This window comes from Devosia sp. Root105 (genome assembly GCF_001424865.1).
Lineage (GTDB): Bacteria > Pseudomonadota > Alphaproteobacteria > Rhizobiales > Devosiaceae > Devosia_A.
This window is the reverse complement of record NZ_LMCR01000001.1, coordinates 755,807-772,165: the sequence shown is the minus strand read 5'-3', so window position 1 is coordinate 772,165 and position 16,359 is coordinate 755,807. Positions and strand designations below refer to the sequence as shown.

The 16,359-nt window shown below is 64.8% G+C and carries 20 protein-coding genes; 10 read left to right on the top strand and 10 right to left on the bottom strand.

What is annotated here, in order from left to right; all coding sequences use genetic code 11:
* From ASC68_RS03650 to ccmA, 3 genes are all read right to left on the bottom strand, one after another.
* A partial coding sequence (locus ASC68_RS03650) for a heme ABC transporter permease (RefSeq protein WP_082527858.1) occupies nt 1-756 on the bottom strand: 756 nt, incomplete at its 3' end.
* Between the two features lie 10 nt (nt 757-766).
* Complete coding sequence (gene ccmB, locus ASC68_RS03645; protein WP_055874862.1) at nt 767-1,420, bottom strand: heme exporter protein CcmB; 654 nt, start codon at nt 1,418-1,420, stop codon at nt 767-769.
* Nucleotides 1,417-2,046 carry a heme ABC exporter ATP-binding protein CcmA gene (ccmA, locus tag ASC68_RS03640; RefSeq protein ID WP_082527925.1) on the bottom strand — a complete coding sequence of 210 codons (630 nt, stop codon included), beginning with the start codon at nt 2,044-2,046 and terminating at the stop codon, nt 1,417-1,419. Before ccmA ends, ccmB begins: the two co-directional genes overlap by 4 nt.
* 181 nt (nt 2,047-2,227) lie before the next feature.
* On the opposite strand from ccmA, the gene acnA reads away from it, so the two are divergent.
* Together acnA and ASC68_RS03630 are read left to right on the top strand one after the other, a co-directional pair.
* A complete protein-coding gene (gene acnA, locus ASC68_RS03635) occupies nt 2,228-4,993 on the top strand; it encodes an aconitate hydratase AcnA (RefSeq protein WP_055874859.1) in 2,766 nt (921 codons plus the stop codon).
* Between the two features lie 318 nt (nt 4,994-5,311).
* Nucleotides 5,312-6,043: a DUF1223 domain-containing protein gene (locus ASC68_RS03630; protein ID WP_055874856.1), complete on the top strand. Its 732-nt coding sequence runs from the start codon at nt 5,312-5,314 to the stop codon at nt 6,041-6,043.
* On the opposite strand, the gene ASC68_RS03625 is transcribed toward ASC68_RS03630, so the two are convergent.
* The gene (locus tag ASC68_RS03625; RefSeq protein WP_156384456.1) at nt 6,044-6,394 is read right to left on the bottom strand and encodes a hypothetical protein; all 351 of its coding nucleotides are present in this window, start codon (nt 6,392-6,394) and stop codon (nt 6,044-6,046) included.
* A 386-nt stretch (nt 6,395-6,780) separates the two neighbouring features.
* Here ASC68_RS03625 and ASC68_RS03620 point away from each other — a divergent pair, with 386 nt between their 5' ends.
* Together ASC68_RS03620 and ASC68_RS03615 are read left to right on the top strand one after the other, a co-directional pair.
* A complete protein-coding gene (locus tag ASC68_RS03620) occupies nt 6,781-7,179 on the top strand; it encodes a DUF2794 domain-containing protein (protein ID WP_082527857.1) in 399 nt (132 codons plus the stop codon).
* Entirely contained in the window at nt 7,176-7,640 is a 465-nt protein-coding gene (locus tag ASC68_RS03615) for a GNAT family N-acetyltransferase (protein ID WP_248310485.1), read from the top strand. Before ASC68_RS03620 ends, ASC68_RS03615 begins: the two co-directional genes overlap by 4 nt.
* A gap of 61 nt (nt 7,641-7,701) precedes the next feature.
* Here the strand turns inward: ASC68_RS03615 and ASC68_RS03610 are convergent, their stop codons facing one another.
* The 3 genes from ASC68_RS03610 to ASC68_RS03600 form a co-directional block, all read right to left on the bottom strand.
* Nucleotides 7,702-8,181: a hypothetical protein gene (locus ASC68_RS03610; protein WP_055874850.1), complete on the bottom strand. Its 480-nt coding sequence runs from the start codon at nt 8,179-8,181 to the stop codon at nt 7,702-7,704.
* A 6-nt stretch (nt 8,182-8,187) separates the two neighbouring features.
* Nucleotides 8,188-8,685: a GNAT family N-acetyltransferase gene (locus tag ASC68_RS03605; protein WP_055874847.1), complete on the bottom strand. Its 498-nt coding sequence runs from the start codon at nt 8,683-8,685 to the stop codon at nt 8,188-8,190.
* A 142-nt stretch (nt 8,686-8,827) separates the two neighbouring features.
* Nucleotides 8,828-9,601 carry a Bax inhibitor-1/YccA family protein gene (locus ASC68_RS03600; RefSeq protein ID WP_055874844.1) on the bottom strand — a complete coding sequence of 258 codons (774 nt, stop codon included), beginning with the start codon at nt 9,599-9,601 and terminating at the stop codon, nt 8,828-8,830.
* 285 nt (nt 9,602-9,886) lie between these two features.
* On the opposite strand from ASC68_RS03600, the gene thpR reads away from it, so the two are divergent.
* The 6 genes from thpR (at nt 9,887) to ASC68_RS03570 (ending at nt 14,286) form a co-directional block, all read left to right on the top strand.
* A complete protein-coding gene (thpR, locus tag ASC68_RS03595; RefSeq protein ID WP_055874840.1) occupies nt 9,887-10,426 on the top strand; it encodes an RNA 2',3'-cyclic phosphodiesterase in 540 nt (179 codons plus the stop codon).
* Nucleotides 10,427-10,624: 198 nt separating this feature from the next.
* Nucleotides 10,625-11,164, top strand: coding sequence for an invasion associated locus B family protein (locus ASC68_RS03590; RefSeq protein ID WP_156384458.1), 540 nt, complete (start codon nt 10,625-10,627; stop codon nt 11,162-11,164).
* A 97-nt stretch (nt 11,165-11,261) separates the two neighbouring features.
* Complete coding sequence (locus ASC68_RS03585; protein ID WP_055874834.1) at nt 11,262-11,771, top strand: hypothetical protein; 510 nt, start codon at nt 11,262-11,264, stop codon at nt 11,769-11,771.
* A gap of 404 nt (nt 11,772-12,175) precedes the next feature.
* Nucleotides 12,176-13,402, top strand: coding sequence for a 23S rRNA (adenine(2503)-C(2))-methyltransferase RlmN (gene rlmN, locus ASC68_RS03580; protein ID WP_055875970.1), 1,227 nt, complete (start codon nt 12,176-12,178; stop codon nt 13,400-13,402).
* A 130-nt stretch (nt 13,403-13,532) separates the two neighbouring features.
* Complete coding sequence (locus tag ASC68_RS03575; protein WP_055874831.1) at nt 13,533-13,952, top strand: GNAT family N-acetyltransferase; 420 nt, start codon at nt 13,533-13,535, stop codon at nt 13,950-13,952.
* 43 nt (nt 13,953-13,995) lie between these two features.
* Nucleotides 13,996-14,286, top strand: a complete 291-nt coding sequence (locus ASC68_RS03570) for a hypothetical protein (RefSeq protein ID WP_055874828.1) — start codon at nt 13,996-13,998, stop codon at nt 14,284-14,286.
* On the opposite strand, the gene rlmJ is transcribed toward ASC68_RS03570, so the two are convergent.
* The 3 genes from rlmJ to ASC68_RS03555 are packed head-to-tail and all read right to left on the bottom strand — an operon-like array spanning nt 14,287 to nt 16,353.
* Nucleotides 14,287-15,138, bottom strand: coding sequence for a 23S rRNA (adenine(2030)-N(6))-methyltransferase RlmJ (rlmJ, locus tag ASC68_RS03565; protein WP_055874824.1), 852 nt, complete (start codon nt 15,136-15,138; stop codon nt 14,287-14,289). It abuts the gene before it with no gap.
* Nucleotides 15,139-15,147: 9 nt separating this feature from the next.
* Nucleotides 15,148-15,705, bottom strand: coding sequence for a hypothetical protein (locus ASC68_RS03560; protein WP_055874821.1), 558 nt, complete (start codon nt 15,703-15,705; stop codon nt 15,148-15,150).
* Entirely contained in the window at nt 15,706-16,353 is a 648-nt protein-coding gene (locus tag ASC68_RS03555; protein ID WP_055874818.1) for a LysE family translocator, read from the bottom strand.
* Nucleotides 16,354-16,359 lie beyond the last annotated feature (6 nt).

The following is a 16,359-nucleotide window of genomic DNA, read 5'->3' as shown; positions in this document are numbered from 1 at the left end:
GGGGGGGCTCAAGGCAGCCTGCCGGCTCAACGTCTCGGCCCGGCGGCGCAATATCTCGGTCCGCATCCGCACCACCTGCAGCAGCGCGAACAGCAGCGTGAAGGCCAGCATCATCACCAAGAGCGGCGTCAGGATCGAGCCCGGCATCTTCGGGCCATCCTTGGTGAAGACGCTCGCCGGCTGGTGCAGGGTGTTCCACCAATCGACCGAGAACTTGATCACCGGGATGTTCAGCGCCCCGACCAGCGTCACGATGGCGATGATCCGCCCGGCCTTCAGCTGGTCGTCGAACGCCCGCCACAGCGCGATGATGCCGAGATAGATCAGGAGCAGAACCAGGGTCGAGGTCATCCGCCCGTCCCACTCCCAGAACGTGCCCCAGGTCGGCCGGCCCCAGAGCGAGCCGGTGTAGAGCGCCAATGCGGTAAACACGGCACCAAGCGGCGCCGCAGCCTTGTTGGCGACGTCGGCCAGCGGGTGCCGCCACACCAGGGTGCCGAGCGCCGAAACCGCCATCACCCCATAGACCAGCTGGCTCAGCCAGGCGTTCGGCACGTGCACGTACATGACGCGCACCATGTCGCCCATCTGGTAGTCCTCGGGCGAGTTGAAGAAGGCGAACCAGAGGCCGATGGCAAAGCTCAGCCCGGTGGCGATGGCCAGCGGCCAGATCAGGTAACGCGACCAGGCAAGGAACTGCCCCGGATGCGCCAGGCGGCTGAACCAGTTGGGTTGTTTGACGGTATCGACGGACATGGTGTTCGCTCTATTCCCCGGCCACGCGCAAGGCAAGCGCAGCCGCGAAGGGTGAGAAGGCCGTCACCACGAGGCTCAAGGCAATGAGGAACAATGTCGCGCCACTGCCGGCAAGCGGATCCATCATCCCCACCCCGAAGATCATGATCGGGATCGACAGCGGCAGGATCAGCACCGGCGCGATCAGCCCGCCGCGCCTGAGCCCTACCGTTACCGCAGCGCCCAGCGCGCCAAAGCTCACCAGCGCCGGAGTGCCGATCAGCAAAGCCAGCACCGTCTGCCCCCATTGCGCCCATGACATCGATAAGAGCAGCGCCAGCACCGGCGTCGCCAAGAGCAGCGGCAGCGCCGTCACCAGCCAATGCGCAATCACTTTTGCGGCAACCACCGCTTCGAGCGGCAGGTCGGCGTGCCGCAGCAGGGTGAGCGAACCATCCTCGTCGTCGTTGCGGAACAGCCGGTCGAGCCCCAGCAGCATCGAGAGGAACGCCGCGATCCAGACGATCCCAGGGGCCAGCCGGGTCAGCTGCGGCCGGTCCGGCCCGATGGCAAACGGCACGATCACCGCCACCATGACGAAGAACAGCACCAGCGTCAGCGCCTCGCCGCCGGCCCGGAACGCCAGCTTCAGGTCGCGCCCGATCAGGGCCCGGAAGGCGCTCATGCCGCGCCTCCGAGGATCAGCGTTTCGACCCCGGCTTTGTCGGCCAATGGCAGGTCATGGTGGGTCGCGACCACCGTGATGCCGCCCCGCTGCCGGTGCGCATCGATCAGCCCGCCCAGCAGCGCCTCGCCGTCCGCATCGAGCGCCGCGCTGGGCTCATCCAGCAGCCAGATCGGCCGCGCGCTGACCAAGAGCCGCGCCAGCGCCAGCCGCCGCAACTGCCCCGATGAGAGGTACCCCGCCTCCAGCACGGCGAGCCCACCGATGCCGACGGCGTCGAGCGCCGCCTCGACCGTCATGCCGCTCGCCCCGTTCATCGCCTGCCAGAATTTGAGGTTCTCGCTGACCGTCAGGCGTCCCTTGAGCCCGCTCTGGTAGTTGAGGAGGTGCAACTGGGTGCGCTCCGCCCCGGCGATCGTCCCGCCATCCGGCCGTACGATTCCGGCGAGCGCCAGCAGCAGTGTCGACTTGCCCACCCCGTTCGGTCCGCGCAGCAGCAGGACCCCGCCGGGCGTGAGTTCGAACGTGAGATCGGCGAACAGCAGCCGCTCGCCGCGCCGCACGGTGAGGCCGCTGACGCTCAGCTGCGGTTGAAAGGCCTCGGAAGCGAGCGTCGGCTGGTTCATGGCCGCCATGCCTAATGAACCCAAGTGACCACTGGCAAGCGTCATGTAGTTTCTCTATAAGCCAGCGCTAGATTGGAATGCTTCCAGTCAGACGACCTCTGCCCCCGGTCTCCCGGGCCTTTACGGTCCGGCGTCAGGACCGGGCGGCGCCTTGCAACACCAGCGCGTGAAGGCGACACCCGTGACCTCGAAATCCCTCGACAGCTTCAAGTCCAGAACCACGATCACCGTCGGGGACAAGACCTACAGCTACTTCTCCATTCCGCTGGCGGAACAGAACGGTCTGAAGGGTGTCTCGCAGCTGCCGCACTCGATGAAGGTGGTGCTGGAGAACCTGCTCCGCTTCGAGGACGGTGTCACCGTCACCCGCGCCGATATCGAGGCTGTCGCCGACTGGCTGCGCACCCGCATCTCCGAGCACGAAATCTCCTACCGCCCGGCCCGCGTGCTGATGCAGGATTTCACCGGCGTCCCCGCCGTGGTCGATCTCGCCGCCATGCGCGACGCCACCGCCAAGCTCGGCGCCGATCCGCAGAAGATCAACCCGCTGGTGCCGGTCGACCTGGTCATCGACCACTCGGTGATGGTCGACTCGTTCGGCACCCCGCTGAGCTTCCTGCAGAACGTCGACCTCGAGTACGAGCGTAACGGCGAGCGCTACGAGTTCCTGCGCTGGGGCCAGAAAGCCTTCGACAACTTCCGCGTCGTGCCGCCCGGCACCGGCATCTGCCACCAGGTGAACCTCGAATACCTGGCCCAGACCGTCTGGACCCGCCAGGACGAGACCTCGGGCGAACTCTACGCCTACCCCGATACGCTCGTCGGCACCGACAGCCACACCACCATGGTCAACGGCCTCGCCGTGCTCGGCTGGGGCGTCGGCGGCATCGAGGCCGAGGCCGCCATGCTCGGCCAGCCCATCACCATGCTGATCCCCGAAGTCATCGGCTTCAAGCTGACCGGCAAGATCAACGAAGGCATCACCGCCACCGATCTGGTGCTCACCGTCACCGAAATGCTGCGCAAGAAGGGCGTGGTCGGCAAGTTCGTCGAGTTCTACGGCCCGGGCCTCGACTACCTCAGCCTCGAAGACCAGGCGACCATCGCCAACATGGCCCCCGAATACGGCGCCACCTGCGGCTTCTTCCCGGTCGACGCGGATACCCTGACCTACCTCGAGACCTCCGGCCGCGATGCCGACCGCGTCGCGCTGGTGAAGGCCTATTCCGAGGCCCAGGGCATGTACCGCACCACCGACAGCGCCGATCCGCTGTTCACCGACACGCTGTCGCTCGACCTCACCACTGTCGTTCCCTCGCTCTCCGGCCCGAAGCGCCCGCAGGACCGCGTCTCGCTGGTCGATGCCGCGCCGAAATTCGCCGAGGCGATGAAAGACCTCGCCGGCGGCCGCAAGGAGCGTACCGCTTTGCCCGAGTCGAAGGGTGAGAGCCGCTTCGTCGATGAAGGCGCTACCGGCGTCGACGACATTCCCGAGGAAGCCGCCTTCCCGGTGCGCGGCGAGAAGTTCAGCATCGACGACGGTCACGTGGTGATCGCCGCCATCACCTCGTGCACCAACACCTCGAACCCCAACGTGCTGATCGCCGCCGGCCTCGTTGCCCGCAAGGCGCGCGCCAGGGGCCTGACGTCGAAGCCGTGGGTCAAGACCTCGCTGGCGCCGGGCTCGCAGGTGGTGACCGACTACCTGAACGCCGCCGGCCTCTCGGCCGATCTCGACGCGCTCGGCTTCAACCTTGTCGGCTATGGCTGCACCACCTGTATCGGCAATTCCGGCCCGCTGCCGGAAGCCATCTCGGAATGCATCAACGCCAATGACCTCGTCGCCGCCTCGGTGCTCTCGGGCAACCGTAACTTCGAAGGCCGGGTGAACCCCGACGTGCGCGCCAACTACCTGGCCTCGCCGCCGCTGGTCGTTGCCTATGCCATCGCCGGTTCGATGAACATCAACGTTGCGACCGAGCCGCTCGGCACCGGTTCGGACGGTCAGCCCGTCTATCTCAAGGACATCTGGCCGACCAACCAGGAGATCTCGGACATCGTTCGCACGGTGATCACCCCAAAGATGTTCCTCGGCCGCTACTCCGACGTGTTCAAGGGCGACGAGAACTGGCAGGGTATCGCCGTCGACGGCGGCGAGACCTATCGCTGGAATTCCAGCTCCACCTATGTGCAGAACCCGCCGTATTTCGAGGGTCTGACCATGGAGCCGGCGCCGGTCACCGACATTCACGAGGCCCGCGTCCTGAGCCTCTTCCTCGACTCGATCACCACCGACCACATCTCGCCCGCCGGTTCGTTCAAGGCCGGCACCCCGGCCGGCAAGTACCTGGTCGAGCGCCAGGTGGCGCCCAAGGACTTCAACTCCTACGGCGCCCGTCGCGGCAACCACGAAGTGATGATGCGCGGCACCTTCGCCAATATCCGCATCAAGAACCAGATGGTGCCGGGCGTCGAAGGCGGCTTCACCAAGGGCCCGACCGGCGAAGTCATGGCGATGTATGACGCCGCCATGGCCTACCAGAAGTCGAACACCCCGCTGGTGATCTTCGCCGGCAAGGAATACGGCACCGGCTCGTCGCGTGACTGGGCCGCCAAGGGCACCCGCCTGCTCGGCGTCCGCGCCGTCATCGCCCAGAGTTTTGAGCGCATCCACCGCTCCAACCTCATCGGCATGGGCGTTTTGCCGCTGCAGTTCGCCGAGGGCGAGAGCTGGCAGACCCTGCATCTCGACGGCACCGAGTCCGTCTCGATCGAGGGCCTCACCACCCTGACCCCGCGCTCCACCGTCAAGGTGAAGATCGTCCGCGCCGACGGCCGTATCGAGGAAATCTCGACCCGCTGCCGCATCGATACGGTCAACGAGCTCGAATACTACCAGCACGGCGGCATCCTGCACTACGTGCTCCGCAACCTCGTCGCGGCGTAAGCAGCGGCGACCACGAACGGCGCCCCATCGTCCCCTCTCCCCTCTGGGGAGAGGGTCAGGGTGAKGGGTAGCCAAGCACACCGGCCTATCCGCTGCTACACCCATCCCAGCGCTTGGCGCCCCTCACCCCGCGGATGAGGCCTTCAGCCTCATCCGCCGCCCTCTCCCCAGAGGGGCGAGGGGGCGATTGGGGCGCGGCCGGTGCATCCACACGCTCGATACGTCCAATCCGCAGCTTATCGCCCCCCTTTTCCCCATCACGGCAAGTCGCGCCGATTTGACTCGCGCGGGACAACCCGCCTGCCTACAACCGTCGCCATGCTTTTTCGTTCGATCCTTTGCGGCGTCTCCCTTTCGTTTGCCCTGATCTCCGCAGCCCTCGCCGGGGAGATCAAGCTTGCGCCCAAAGCCGTGCTCGAGCTGTTCACCTCGCAGGGCTGCAAGTCCTGCCCGAAGGCCGATGCCATGCTCGATGAGATGGGCAAGCGCCCCGATGTCGTCGCGCTCGCCTACCATGTCGACTACTGGGACTATATCGGCTGGGAGGACACTTTCGGCACCAAGGAGAACTCCGACCGGCAGCGCGATTACGCCGAGAGCTGGGGTTCCTCACGCATCTTCACCCCGCAGCTGGTGATCAACGGCAAGGGCGGCCTCGTCGGCTCGAAGCGCGACGCGGTCAACACCGCTCTCGGTGGCGCCAGCCTGCCGCTCGACGTCAAGCTCACCGAGGCGTCCGACGACATGCTGCAGGTGTCGGTGCCGCCAAAGGCCGGCGAGGCCGACGCGATGATCTGGCTCATCACCTTCCTCGATCGGGCCGATGTCACCATCGAGCGCGGCGAGAACGAGGGCAAACAGGTGGCCTACACGCAGATCGTCACCGGTCGCCAGGTGCTGGGGATGTGGAAAGCCGATGCCGGAGCCGAACTCACCCTGCCGCTCGCCGAAGTGCTGACCGGCCGCTCCAACGGCGCCGTCATCCTCATCCAGCAGGATCACGCCGGCCTGCCCGGCCCGATCGTCGGCGCCGCCAGCTTCACCCGCTGATCAGCCCTCGACCTCTTCGGGGTCGAGCAGCGGCGTGAACAGCGCCAGGTCTCTTTCTCGGCTGTCGTCAACCAGCGGACGGAAACGCTCGATGCGGTAGGGCACGACCATGCCGGTCATTCCGCCGGGCTCACGGTTGATTTCCATCAGGTGCACACCGAGGAAATCTCCCACCCATGGCAGGCCCGACACATGCCAGACGACTGACTCGATAGTGTAGATCTGCCCGGTAACGGGGAACGTGCCGCCGACCTCTATTGGCGGCTTGCCGGGAAACACCGACGCCATCGGTCGTGAACCGTCGACGCAGACACACTTCACCCCCGGCCGCGCCCAGACGCTGTCGATCACCAGAGCCTCCCTTGCTGTCCGGCAGCGTAGTTGGGGGGCTTTGCAGCTCCGTTTGCACAATCGATCAAATTGCTCGCCGCCATAACAAAACTCCCGCCAGCTTGCGCAGGCGGGAGGAGAATGACTGTGCATGTAAGAGGCGGCCGGCAAACGAGCATCGTGGTTTGGGGGCTCGGTCAGCCCGCTTGCCGGCCACTGGAGGCAATGGAGCTAAGGTGCCGGGTCAATCTGGCGTCAACTGGGAGGGATTGTGACCGAAATAGGGATTTTGCGTTAATCTCTGCGGCGGATGCCTGAGCCCCCGGTCCGTCGTTGCAATGCATCCGACCGGCTTGCCAAGCGTTGCGAATGACGCGATCATGACAACGAGGTGACGAGGCCGATCAATGGTGGACGAACCCGAGCAGTCTGGATCAGGGCTACTCATCGATTTCGCGGCAGCCGCGAGCCCTGGTCCCGCCGATCTTCAGCCGGCCAATCATAACCGCTTCGTGCCTGCGGTTACCTTCGACCGCAAGGAACTCCAGACCATCCTCAACCTCTACGGCCGCAAGGTCGTCGATGGTGAGTGGCGCGACTATGCGATCGACTTCCTGCGCGACCGCGCCCTGTTCTCGATCTACAAGCGCGCCTCCGAGCGCCCGCTCTACGTGGTCGAGAAGAACCCCAGGCTGCGCCTCAAGCAGGGCCAGTACATGGTACTGAGCCAGGATGGCCGCATCCTGAAGCGCGGCCACGACCTCACGACCGTACTCCGCGTCCTGGAACTCGCGCTGGTCAAATGATCACCATCCGCCCGGCCGTGCCGGCGGACGCCGCGGCGATGAGCGCCGTGCTCACCGCCTCGATCCGCGACCTCTGCACTGCCGACCACCGCGACGATGCCGAAATCCTCGCCGGGTGGCTACGCAACAAGACGCCCGAGATGGTGCTGAGAATGCTCGAACGCCCCGGCGCCCGGTTCCTTGTCGCCGAGCGCGACGGCGAGATCGCCGCTGTCGGCTGCCTCAACGGTTTCGACGAGATCGGCCTTAACTACGTCGCCCCGGCCCACCGCTTCCACGGCGTCAGCAAGGCACTGCTCGCCACCCTCGAGGAGCATATCCGCCAATCCGGCGCCGATATGGGGAGGCTCACCAGCACCGGCACTGCCCACCGCTTCTACCTCGCCAATGGCTGGCAGGATGCCGGCCCGGCGGAAGCCGACCGCGGCATGCTGTGCTACCCGATGGAGAAGCGGCTCTAACCCAGCTGTTATCCGACCAGCCCCGAGCTTCCCCCACCGTGGGTGGGCGGGTGTGGTGCCCTCAAAAAGACCCAGCGGTCCGCGCGGCTACGTCGTAAGAGGCGCTGCCGTAGCGCAAGACATGCAGGTAGCGGCTCAGGCTGCGCAGATGCCCCATCCAGTGGAAGGCGAGCAAATGCAAATGGTAGAGCGCGTCATCCGCCCCCAGCTCGTCGCGGATCCAAAGCAGGTCCTGCATCTGGCCGGCAATATCGACCAGATCGTCGATGCCATCGCCGATCAGTTCGGTGAAGTCGAAATCCATGGGATCTGCGTCGACGTACAGCCCAAGCGAAAATCTCGCAGCGATCGGTTCTCTCAGCTCTTGCGAGGGTCGTTCCGCAGCGTTGTCGGTGAACTCACCTGCCGGCGCGTCTGCGTATGCGACGGCCAGCCGATCCAGCACTTCGGCCAGGTCCTTGAGCGTCGGCGAGGACTGCTCGAGGATCACCCACAGCACGTCGCGCGCACACTGGAAGATCGGTTCCTCGCCGGTCGCCACGAAGCCTCACAGCGCCTTCTGCAGGTGCACGATATCCAGCCAGCGGTCGAACTTGTAGCCCACCGCCTCGTAGCGCCCGACATGACGGAAGCCGGCTTTCTCGTGCAGGCGCACCGAATTGGCGCGCTCGGCGGTGATCACCGCGATCATCTGCTTGAACCCGGCGGCCCGGCTTTGCGCCATCAGTTCATCCAGCAGCCGCCCACCGATCCCCTTCCCGACCGCATCCTGCCTGAGGTAGATCGAATCCTCGCAGGTGAAGCGGTAAGCCGCCCGCGGCCGGTAGAACGAGGCATAGGCATAGCCCAGCACGTCGCCGGCCCGTTCGGCGACGATCAGCGGGTGACCCAGCGCCTTGAGCTTGCCGAAGCGCTCGGCCATATCGGTCTCTGAGGGCACCTCGGTCTCGAAGGTGATCACTGTCTCCTCGACATAGGGCCGGTAGATGGCGGTGATCTCAGGTACGTCGGACCAGGCGAAGGGGCGGAAGACGACGTCGGACATCAGCAACTCATGGGAAACGAAAGGGGCCGCGATCTTGATAGATCGCGGCCCCTTAAACTTCCAATCAGACTTGCTGATTCCTTCTATCAGTCACGCTTTCGAACCAGAAAAGTCTACAACTTTTCCTGAAAGCGCTCGGCGACTATTCCCGGTTACCGAACAGGCGCAGCAGCATCAGGAACAGGTTGATGAAGTCGAGGTAGAGGCTAAGCGCGCCCATCACCGCGGTCTTCTGCAGCACCTCGGCGCCCATACCCTGGTCGTAGCTTTCCTTGACCTTCTGCGTGTCGTAGGCGGTGAGGCCCACGAAGATCAGCACACCGATCGCCGAGATGGCGAAGTCGAGCATGCTGGATGCCAGGAAGATGTTGACGATCGAGGCGATGATCAGGCCGATCAGGCCCATGATCAGGAAGTTGCCGATACCCGTCAGGTCACGCTTGGTGGTGTAGCCGTAAAGGCTCATCGCACCGAACGTGGCTGCCGAGATGAAGAACACCTTGGCGATCGAGGCGTCGGTATAGACCATGAAGATCGACGAGAGGCTGAGGCCCATGACGGCCGCAAACACCCAGAACAGCAGCTGCGCGGTGGCGCCGGAGAGCCGGTTGATGCCGAAGCTCAGCACCAAGACGAAGGCCAGCGGCGCAAACATGATGACCCACTGCAGCGGCGAGGCGTAGATCAACGAGCCCCACTGGGTGACCAGCGTGCCGTTGGCGAGCTGGCCGACTGCCTGCGTCGGGTCGGTGGTGGTGGACCATGCATTGGCGAAGTAGGCGACGACACCCGTCACCACGAGGCCAATGCCCATGTAGTTGTAGACCTTCAGCATATAGCTGCGCAGGCCCTCATCGATGGCCGCGGCGGTTCCGGCCCGCTGAGCGGCGATAGTCGGACGGTCGAATTCAGCCATGACGAATAAATCCCTTTCCTGGCGACGTGACGGGCGCTCCTCCGAGCCTCTGCCGTCGATCACACAATATGAGGGCACACCTCGGACAATACAAGACTTCGGGATCTCACCTTAACGTTCCCTAATGTCGCAGTTCTTCAACGGTTTATCCAAAGCTCTTCGCCTCACGAGGCAGGCGCCGGGACGATGCGCGTCCGCCGTCTTGCAGCAGCCATCCGGCGTCGCTACGTTTCAGGCGGAGATGAGCGCGAATCACGTTGCTCACCGCGGCAAAGGGAGGGTCGGATGCCCAGGCTCTTTACCGGAATCGAGGTCCCGCCAGAGGTGGGGCTCGCCCTCTCGCTCAAGCGGGGCGGCCTGTTCGGTGCCCGCTGGATCGACACCGAGAATTATCACATTACCTTGCGCTTCATCGGCGACGTCGATCACCATGTGGCGAGCGAAGTCACCGACATGCTGGACCGGCTGGCCGACAGCGAGGCCTTCACCATCAAGCTCGATCATCTCGGCTCGTTCGGCGGCAACACCCCGCGCGCCCTGTTCGCCGGTTGCTCATCCAATGCCGCGCTGCTCCGCCTGCAGGCAGCGCAGGAGCGGGTGCTGCAGCGTTGCGGCCTCGCGCCGGAAGGCCGGAAATTCGTGCCGCACGTGGCGCTGGCGCGGCTGCGCGGGGTTTCCGCCGAAGAGGTGGCGCGCTTCATCGCCTTCTCCGGCCGGTTCGAGCCGCTCGAATTCAAGGTCGGCCGGTTTGTCTTGTTCTCATCGCGCGATTCCGTCGGCGGCGGCCCCTACCTGGTGGAACAGAGCTATCCGCTGGCAGCCTGACGCACGGGTCGGCGTTAACGCTTCCTTCACCATGCGGGCCCAAACAGGATTTTCGGCGATTTGGCACGTCAAATTGCCGACACGATTGCCGCTAAGGTCGCCACTAAGTCAAAATGCGCGGCCGGTTTGAGACCTTGGTAACCATGCCGTGGCACCATGCTCGGGTGCTGGTTGCGCAACTTCAAGGATGTTAGGGCGATGACATCATCTCGTTTGGCACTGGCTGCTCTGGTTGCCGGAAGTGTCTTTGTCGCACTGGCGGCTGCGCCTGCCGGCGCACAGGAAATCAAACAGCTGGGCACCTTCAAGGCGTGGACCGCCTGGACCGGCGCCGATGCCAATGGCGCCATGTGCTACATCTCGGCCCAGCCGGATGACTGGAGCCCCAAGGAAGTGAATGGCAGCCCGGTGCGGCGCAGCCCGATCCACTTCCTGGTGATCAATAGGAAGGGCCTCGGCACCAAGAACGAAGTGCAGACGCAGGTCGGCTACCCGTTCCACCCCAGCAATGCCAACGTCACCGCCACCGTCGACGGCAAGACCTTCCCGATGGTCACCGAGGGTGAGGCTGCCTGGCTCGCCGTCGAGGCCGACGAGGCGACCTTCGTCGAAGCGCTGAAGGCGGGCACCAAGCTCACCGTCAACGGCACCTCGCAGAAGGGCAACAAGATGTCGGACAGCTACAGCCTGTCGGGCGTCACTGCCGCCCTCGGCGAGATCAGCAAGGCTTGCACCTGACACGAGGGCGTGAACTTCACGCCTTCCCGAACGTTCGGCGATTGCTGCCATCAGGCTTTGCCTGCTACCAACCGCCGAACTCCTCGAGGTCCCGCCTATGAAATTCCGCGCTCTTGCTGTCATCGCCACGGTGCTAGTCCCCACCTTGTCGGGCGCGGCCATGGCGCAGTCGGTGAAGCTGCTCGGCGAGTTTCGCGATTGGACCGCCTACACCGCCACCGAGTCGACCGGCCCGGTCTGTTTCGCGCTGAGTAAGCCCACCGAGGTCTCGCCCAGCCCCGACGAATTCACCGAAGCCTGGCTCTACCTGACCAACCGCCCGTCCGAGAGCGTGCGCAACGAGCTGAACCTCGTCGCCGGCTTCATCTTTGCGCCCGACACCCCGGCGACCGCCACGGTCAGCGGCCAGACCTTCGAGCTGTTCACCGACAAGGACGCCGCCTGGCTGCTGGATCCCAACCAGAACGACAACCTGGCGGGCGCCCTGCGCGCCGGCTCCTCGGTGGTCATCGAGGGCACCAGCGACAAGGGCATCCGCATCGTCGAGACCTTCTCGCTCTCAGGCGCCACCGCCGCCAGCCGCGCCATCGAAGGCTGCACCGGCTGATCCAGGACCGCGTCGGGGTTGGGCTCATTGCGGGCATGATCTAGTACCCCCACAGGTCGTCATCCCGGCGAAGGCCGGGACCCACTGCTTGGAGGGTTGGTGGTCCACGACCCTGTCCGGTCCATCACAGCAAGCTCCGCGAGATATGAACGGGTGGCACGGCCAAAGCACTGGGTCCCGACTTTCGTCGGGATGACGGCCGGTGTGGAAGGCAAGAAAGTACCGCCCACCACGCCGCCGCCCACCCCACGCAAGCCAGCCTCCCGCCCCCGTGTTTTGCGCAAACTCTGCGACTATGTTACAGGCCGCGCCCTAAGGAGCGTGGTCAGGAAAAAGTTGTGAGACTTTTCGGGTTCGACCGCGCGACCACCAAACATGCGCACGCTGAGAGAGCCGCCCGCACCATGAGTATTGCCCTCGACCTCGATCATCACGCCCATGCCGAGCGCCCGAAATCCGGGCGGACGTCGCTGGTCGGCCTGATGAAGCCCGAGCTGCGCGATACCTTGATGGGCATCGGCCTCGACGAGCGCGAAGCGAAAATGCGCGCCAGCCAACTGTGGAACTGGATCTACCACAACGGCGTCACCGACTTCGACCGGATGACCAACATCCAGAAGGGGTTCCGGCAGAAGCTCGCCGACACCTTCCTGCTCGACCGCCCCGAGATCGTCACCGAACAGATCTCGATCGATGGCACCCGCAAGTGGCTGTTCCGCTTCCGCGATCCCAAGAACCCGCTGCTGCCGCCCGTCGAGGTCGAGACCGTCTACATCCCCGAGGAAGATCGCGGGACACTGTGCGTCTCTTCCCAGGTGGGCTGCACCCTCACTTGCTCGTTCTGCCACACCGGCACGCAGAAGCTGGTGCGCAACCTCACCGCCGGCGAGATCCTCGGCCAGATCCTGATGGCGCGTGAGCGGCTGGGCGATTTCCCCGGCGGCGTGCGCCCCAATGACGGCGGCCTGGTGCCGGCGCCGCGCGGCTCGGGTGGTTCGGAAGGCGACAGCCGCGCCATCACCAATGTGGTGATGATGGGCATGGGCGAGCCGCTCTACAATTACGACAACGTCAAGCAGGCGCTGCTGATCGCTTCCGACGAAGCCGGCATTTCGCTGTCGAAGCGCCGCATCACCCTCTCGACCTCGGGCGTCGTGCCGTTCATCGAGCCGACCGGCCGCGAGATCGGCGTCATGCTGGCGATCTCGCTGCACGCGGTGCGCGACGAACTGCGCGACATGCTGGTGCCGATCAACAAGAAGTATCCGCTGAAAGAGCTGATCCAGGCCTGCCGCGACTACCCCGGCCTTTCCAATGCTCGCCGCATCACCTTCGAATATGTGATGCTCAAGGACATCAACGATTCCGACGCCGATGCGCGCGAGTTGGTGCGGCTGCTCGCCGGCATTCCGGCCAAGATCAACCTGATCCCGTTCAACCCGTGGCCCGGCACCAACTACGATTGCTCGAGCTCGTCGCGCATCGAGCGCTTCGCCGACATCGTCAACAATGCCGGCTATGCCAGCCCCGTCCGCACCCCGCGCGGCCGCGATATCTTCGCCGCCTGCGGGCAGCTGAAGAGCGAAACCGAGCGGCTGACCAAGAAAGAGCGCGACGCGCTCACGGCTTGACGGCTTGGCGGGGTGCCAAACCCCGTCTAGGATCGGTCTGCCGCGGACAATACGCGGCAATCCCGGCGCGGTGCCCCATGGCACGTCTGATCCGATCCCCAATCGGTGACGCCTCCCAGGAGTCCAGCCGATGGCTATCCAATTGAAGCGCATGCAACCCGGCGACGAGCTCGATTTTGCCGAGATCGCGCCGGACGTGTTCGACGAACCCATCCATCCCGAGCGGCTCGAAGCCTACCTGCTCGAGCCCGGCCACCTGATGCTGCTCGCCCTCGACAATGGCGTGGTGGTCGGCCAGTGCGCCGCGGTCATCCACCGCCACCCCGACAAGCTCACCGAGCTCTATATCGACGAGGTCGGCACTGCCTCGACCCATCTGCGCCAGGGCATTGCCACCCGGATGGTCGAAGCGATGTTCGCCTGGGGCCGCGAGCTCGGCTGCCGCGAAGCCTGGCTCGGCACCGAGCTCGACAACCTCGAGGCCAACGGGCTCTACATCAAGGTCGGCGGCAAGGGTGAGAAGATGATCTATTATGAGTTCGAGCTCTGAGAGCTGCACCTTTTCCTGAGGCGCTCCAGCTGAGGAGAACGCGATGTACCTTCTGCGTATCGAGCATTCGGTTCCCGACTACGAGGCGTGGCGCCGTAACGGCTTCGACAGCGACCCGCTTGGCCGCCGCCAGATGGGCGTGGTGCGGCACCGGGTCGGCCGGCGGGCGGACGACCCCAACCACGTGATGATCGATCTCGAGTTCGCAACGGAAGAGGCGGCCCAGCGGATGGCGGCGGCGCTCAAACAGATGTGGGTCGGCGCACAGGCGCGCGGCCTGATCAATGCGCCGCAGCTGACGAGCTTCGAGCTGGTCGACAGCGTCGACTACTGATCAGTCCTCGCCGCGCAGCCATTCGAGCTTGTGCCGGCCCTGGCCAGGGTCGCCGAGCAGTTGCGCCAGCGCCGGCAGCAGGATGCGCAACTCGCCCTCGAGCGTGAAGGGCGGGTTGACGAGGATCATCCCCGAGCCATGCAGCCGCGGCGGGTTGGAGGCCGGGCGGATGCTGAGTTCGGCCCTCAGCATCCTCTGGATGCCGGTATCGCGCAGCGCCGAGATGAAATCGTGCACGGCGCGGGTATCCTTCAGCGGATACCACAGCGCGTAAACGCCGGTGGCGAACTTGCCATGCGCCTTGACCAGCCCATCGACCAGCCGCTCGAACTCGCCCCGCTCCTCGAACGGCGGATCGACCAGCACCAGGCCGCGCTTCTCCTTGGGCGGCACATGGGCATTGAGCGACAGCCAGCCATCGAGGTGGATCACCCGCACCTGCACGTCGCCCTCGAACAGCTTGCCGAGCCGCTCGGCATATTCGGGGTGCAGCTCCAGCGCCGACAGCCGGTCCTGCGGCCGGAACAGTTTTCGAACCAGCAAAGGCGAACCCGGATAGGTCTCGAGCTTATCGTTGGGGTTCAGCTCGGCGATCACCTTGAGATAGGGCTCGGCCAACACCTGCGCCTTCTGCGGCAGGCCGCCCTGCAGCAGCTTGCCGATGCCATCAGCCCATTCCGGCGAGCGCTTGGCGATCGCGCCGGTCAGGTCGTATCTGCCGATCCCGGCATGCGTATCGATCACCCGGAACGCCGCGTCCTTCTTTTTCAGGTACTCGACCAGCCGGGTGACGATGAGATGTTTCATCACATCGGCAAAATTTCCGGCATGGAAGGCGTGGGAATAGTTCATTGGACCGTCTCAGCGCTGGATGCGCAGCTTCAGGATGGAATAGCCGGGACAGTCGAGGAAAGCGATGTCCGGCGATGGATCATCGAAGAAGCCGGAATGCATGCCCCGCACCTGCGGATAGGCTGACAAGCGTTCAGTATAGGTCATGCTGTGCGCGGTGCGGAGCCTGTCGGCCATCTCTTGCCCGGTCCCCGAACCGCTCGCGTATAGAAGAGCATCCAGCGTCGGGTTTGTGAACGGCAAGTCGCGATGGACGTAGACCTCGCTATGGACGGGTTCGCACATAGATGCCACGGCGCCCTGTACCGGCATCTCAACACCATCGGCGACCTTGCCGTGCGCGCAGCTGAAATACTCTGCGATGTTGTCGTCATAGCGCCGACCAGGGACGGGGATGCAGCTTGCCCGTATGCCGTCGACAGGACCATAGGCTGCGGTGAGGATCGCTTCGGGCGCCATACCATCATAAATGACAGCGTTCATGGTGACACCGCCCAATAGCCAGTCCAACCCCAGAACGATCAGCAACAGCGCTCCGGCACCGACCCCGAGCGCGATCTTGCTCATTCAATGCCGCGCCTGGGCGGTGAGGATGGTCGCGGCGAAGGCGGTGAAGATCGCGGCAAAGCTCCAGTTGAGCGCCCGCTCGACCCATTTGCTGCGCTTGAAGGCGTCGGCCAGCTTTTCGGCGGCAAACACGATCAGGAAACCCAGCGGGATCGACAGCACCACGAACTGCGCCCCGAGGAACAACAGCTTCCCTGCGGCGGCCGGGTCATGCGCCTCGACGAATTGCGGCAGGAAGGTCACGAAGAACAGCACCACCTTGGGGTTGAGCAGGTTGATGCCGAGCCCGGTGGCAAAGCTCTGCCACAGCGTCGGGACTTTCTTCGCCGCTTCGGTGAGCCGCAACCCACCGCCATGCGCGATCGCCTGCCAGGCCAGCCAGATCAGGTAGACGGCGCCGGCGATCTTCAGCGCCATGAACAGCGGCGGCGCCGCGAGGATCAGCACCGAAATGCCGAAGGCCACCAGCGTCGTATGCACCATGATGCCGGTCATCGCCCCGAACATCGCGGCCAGCCCATGCGCCCGGCCATAGTTGATGGCGCGGCTCATCTGCAGCGCCATGTCGGGCCCAGGCGTGATCATCAGCACGAAGGTGGCGACGGCAAAGCCGAGCAGCACCGGCAGGTCGGGGACGAAACTTGGCATGGCGCT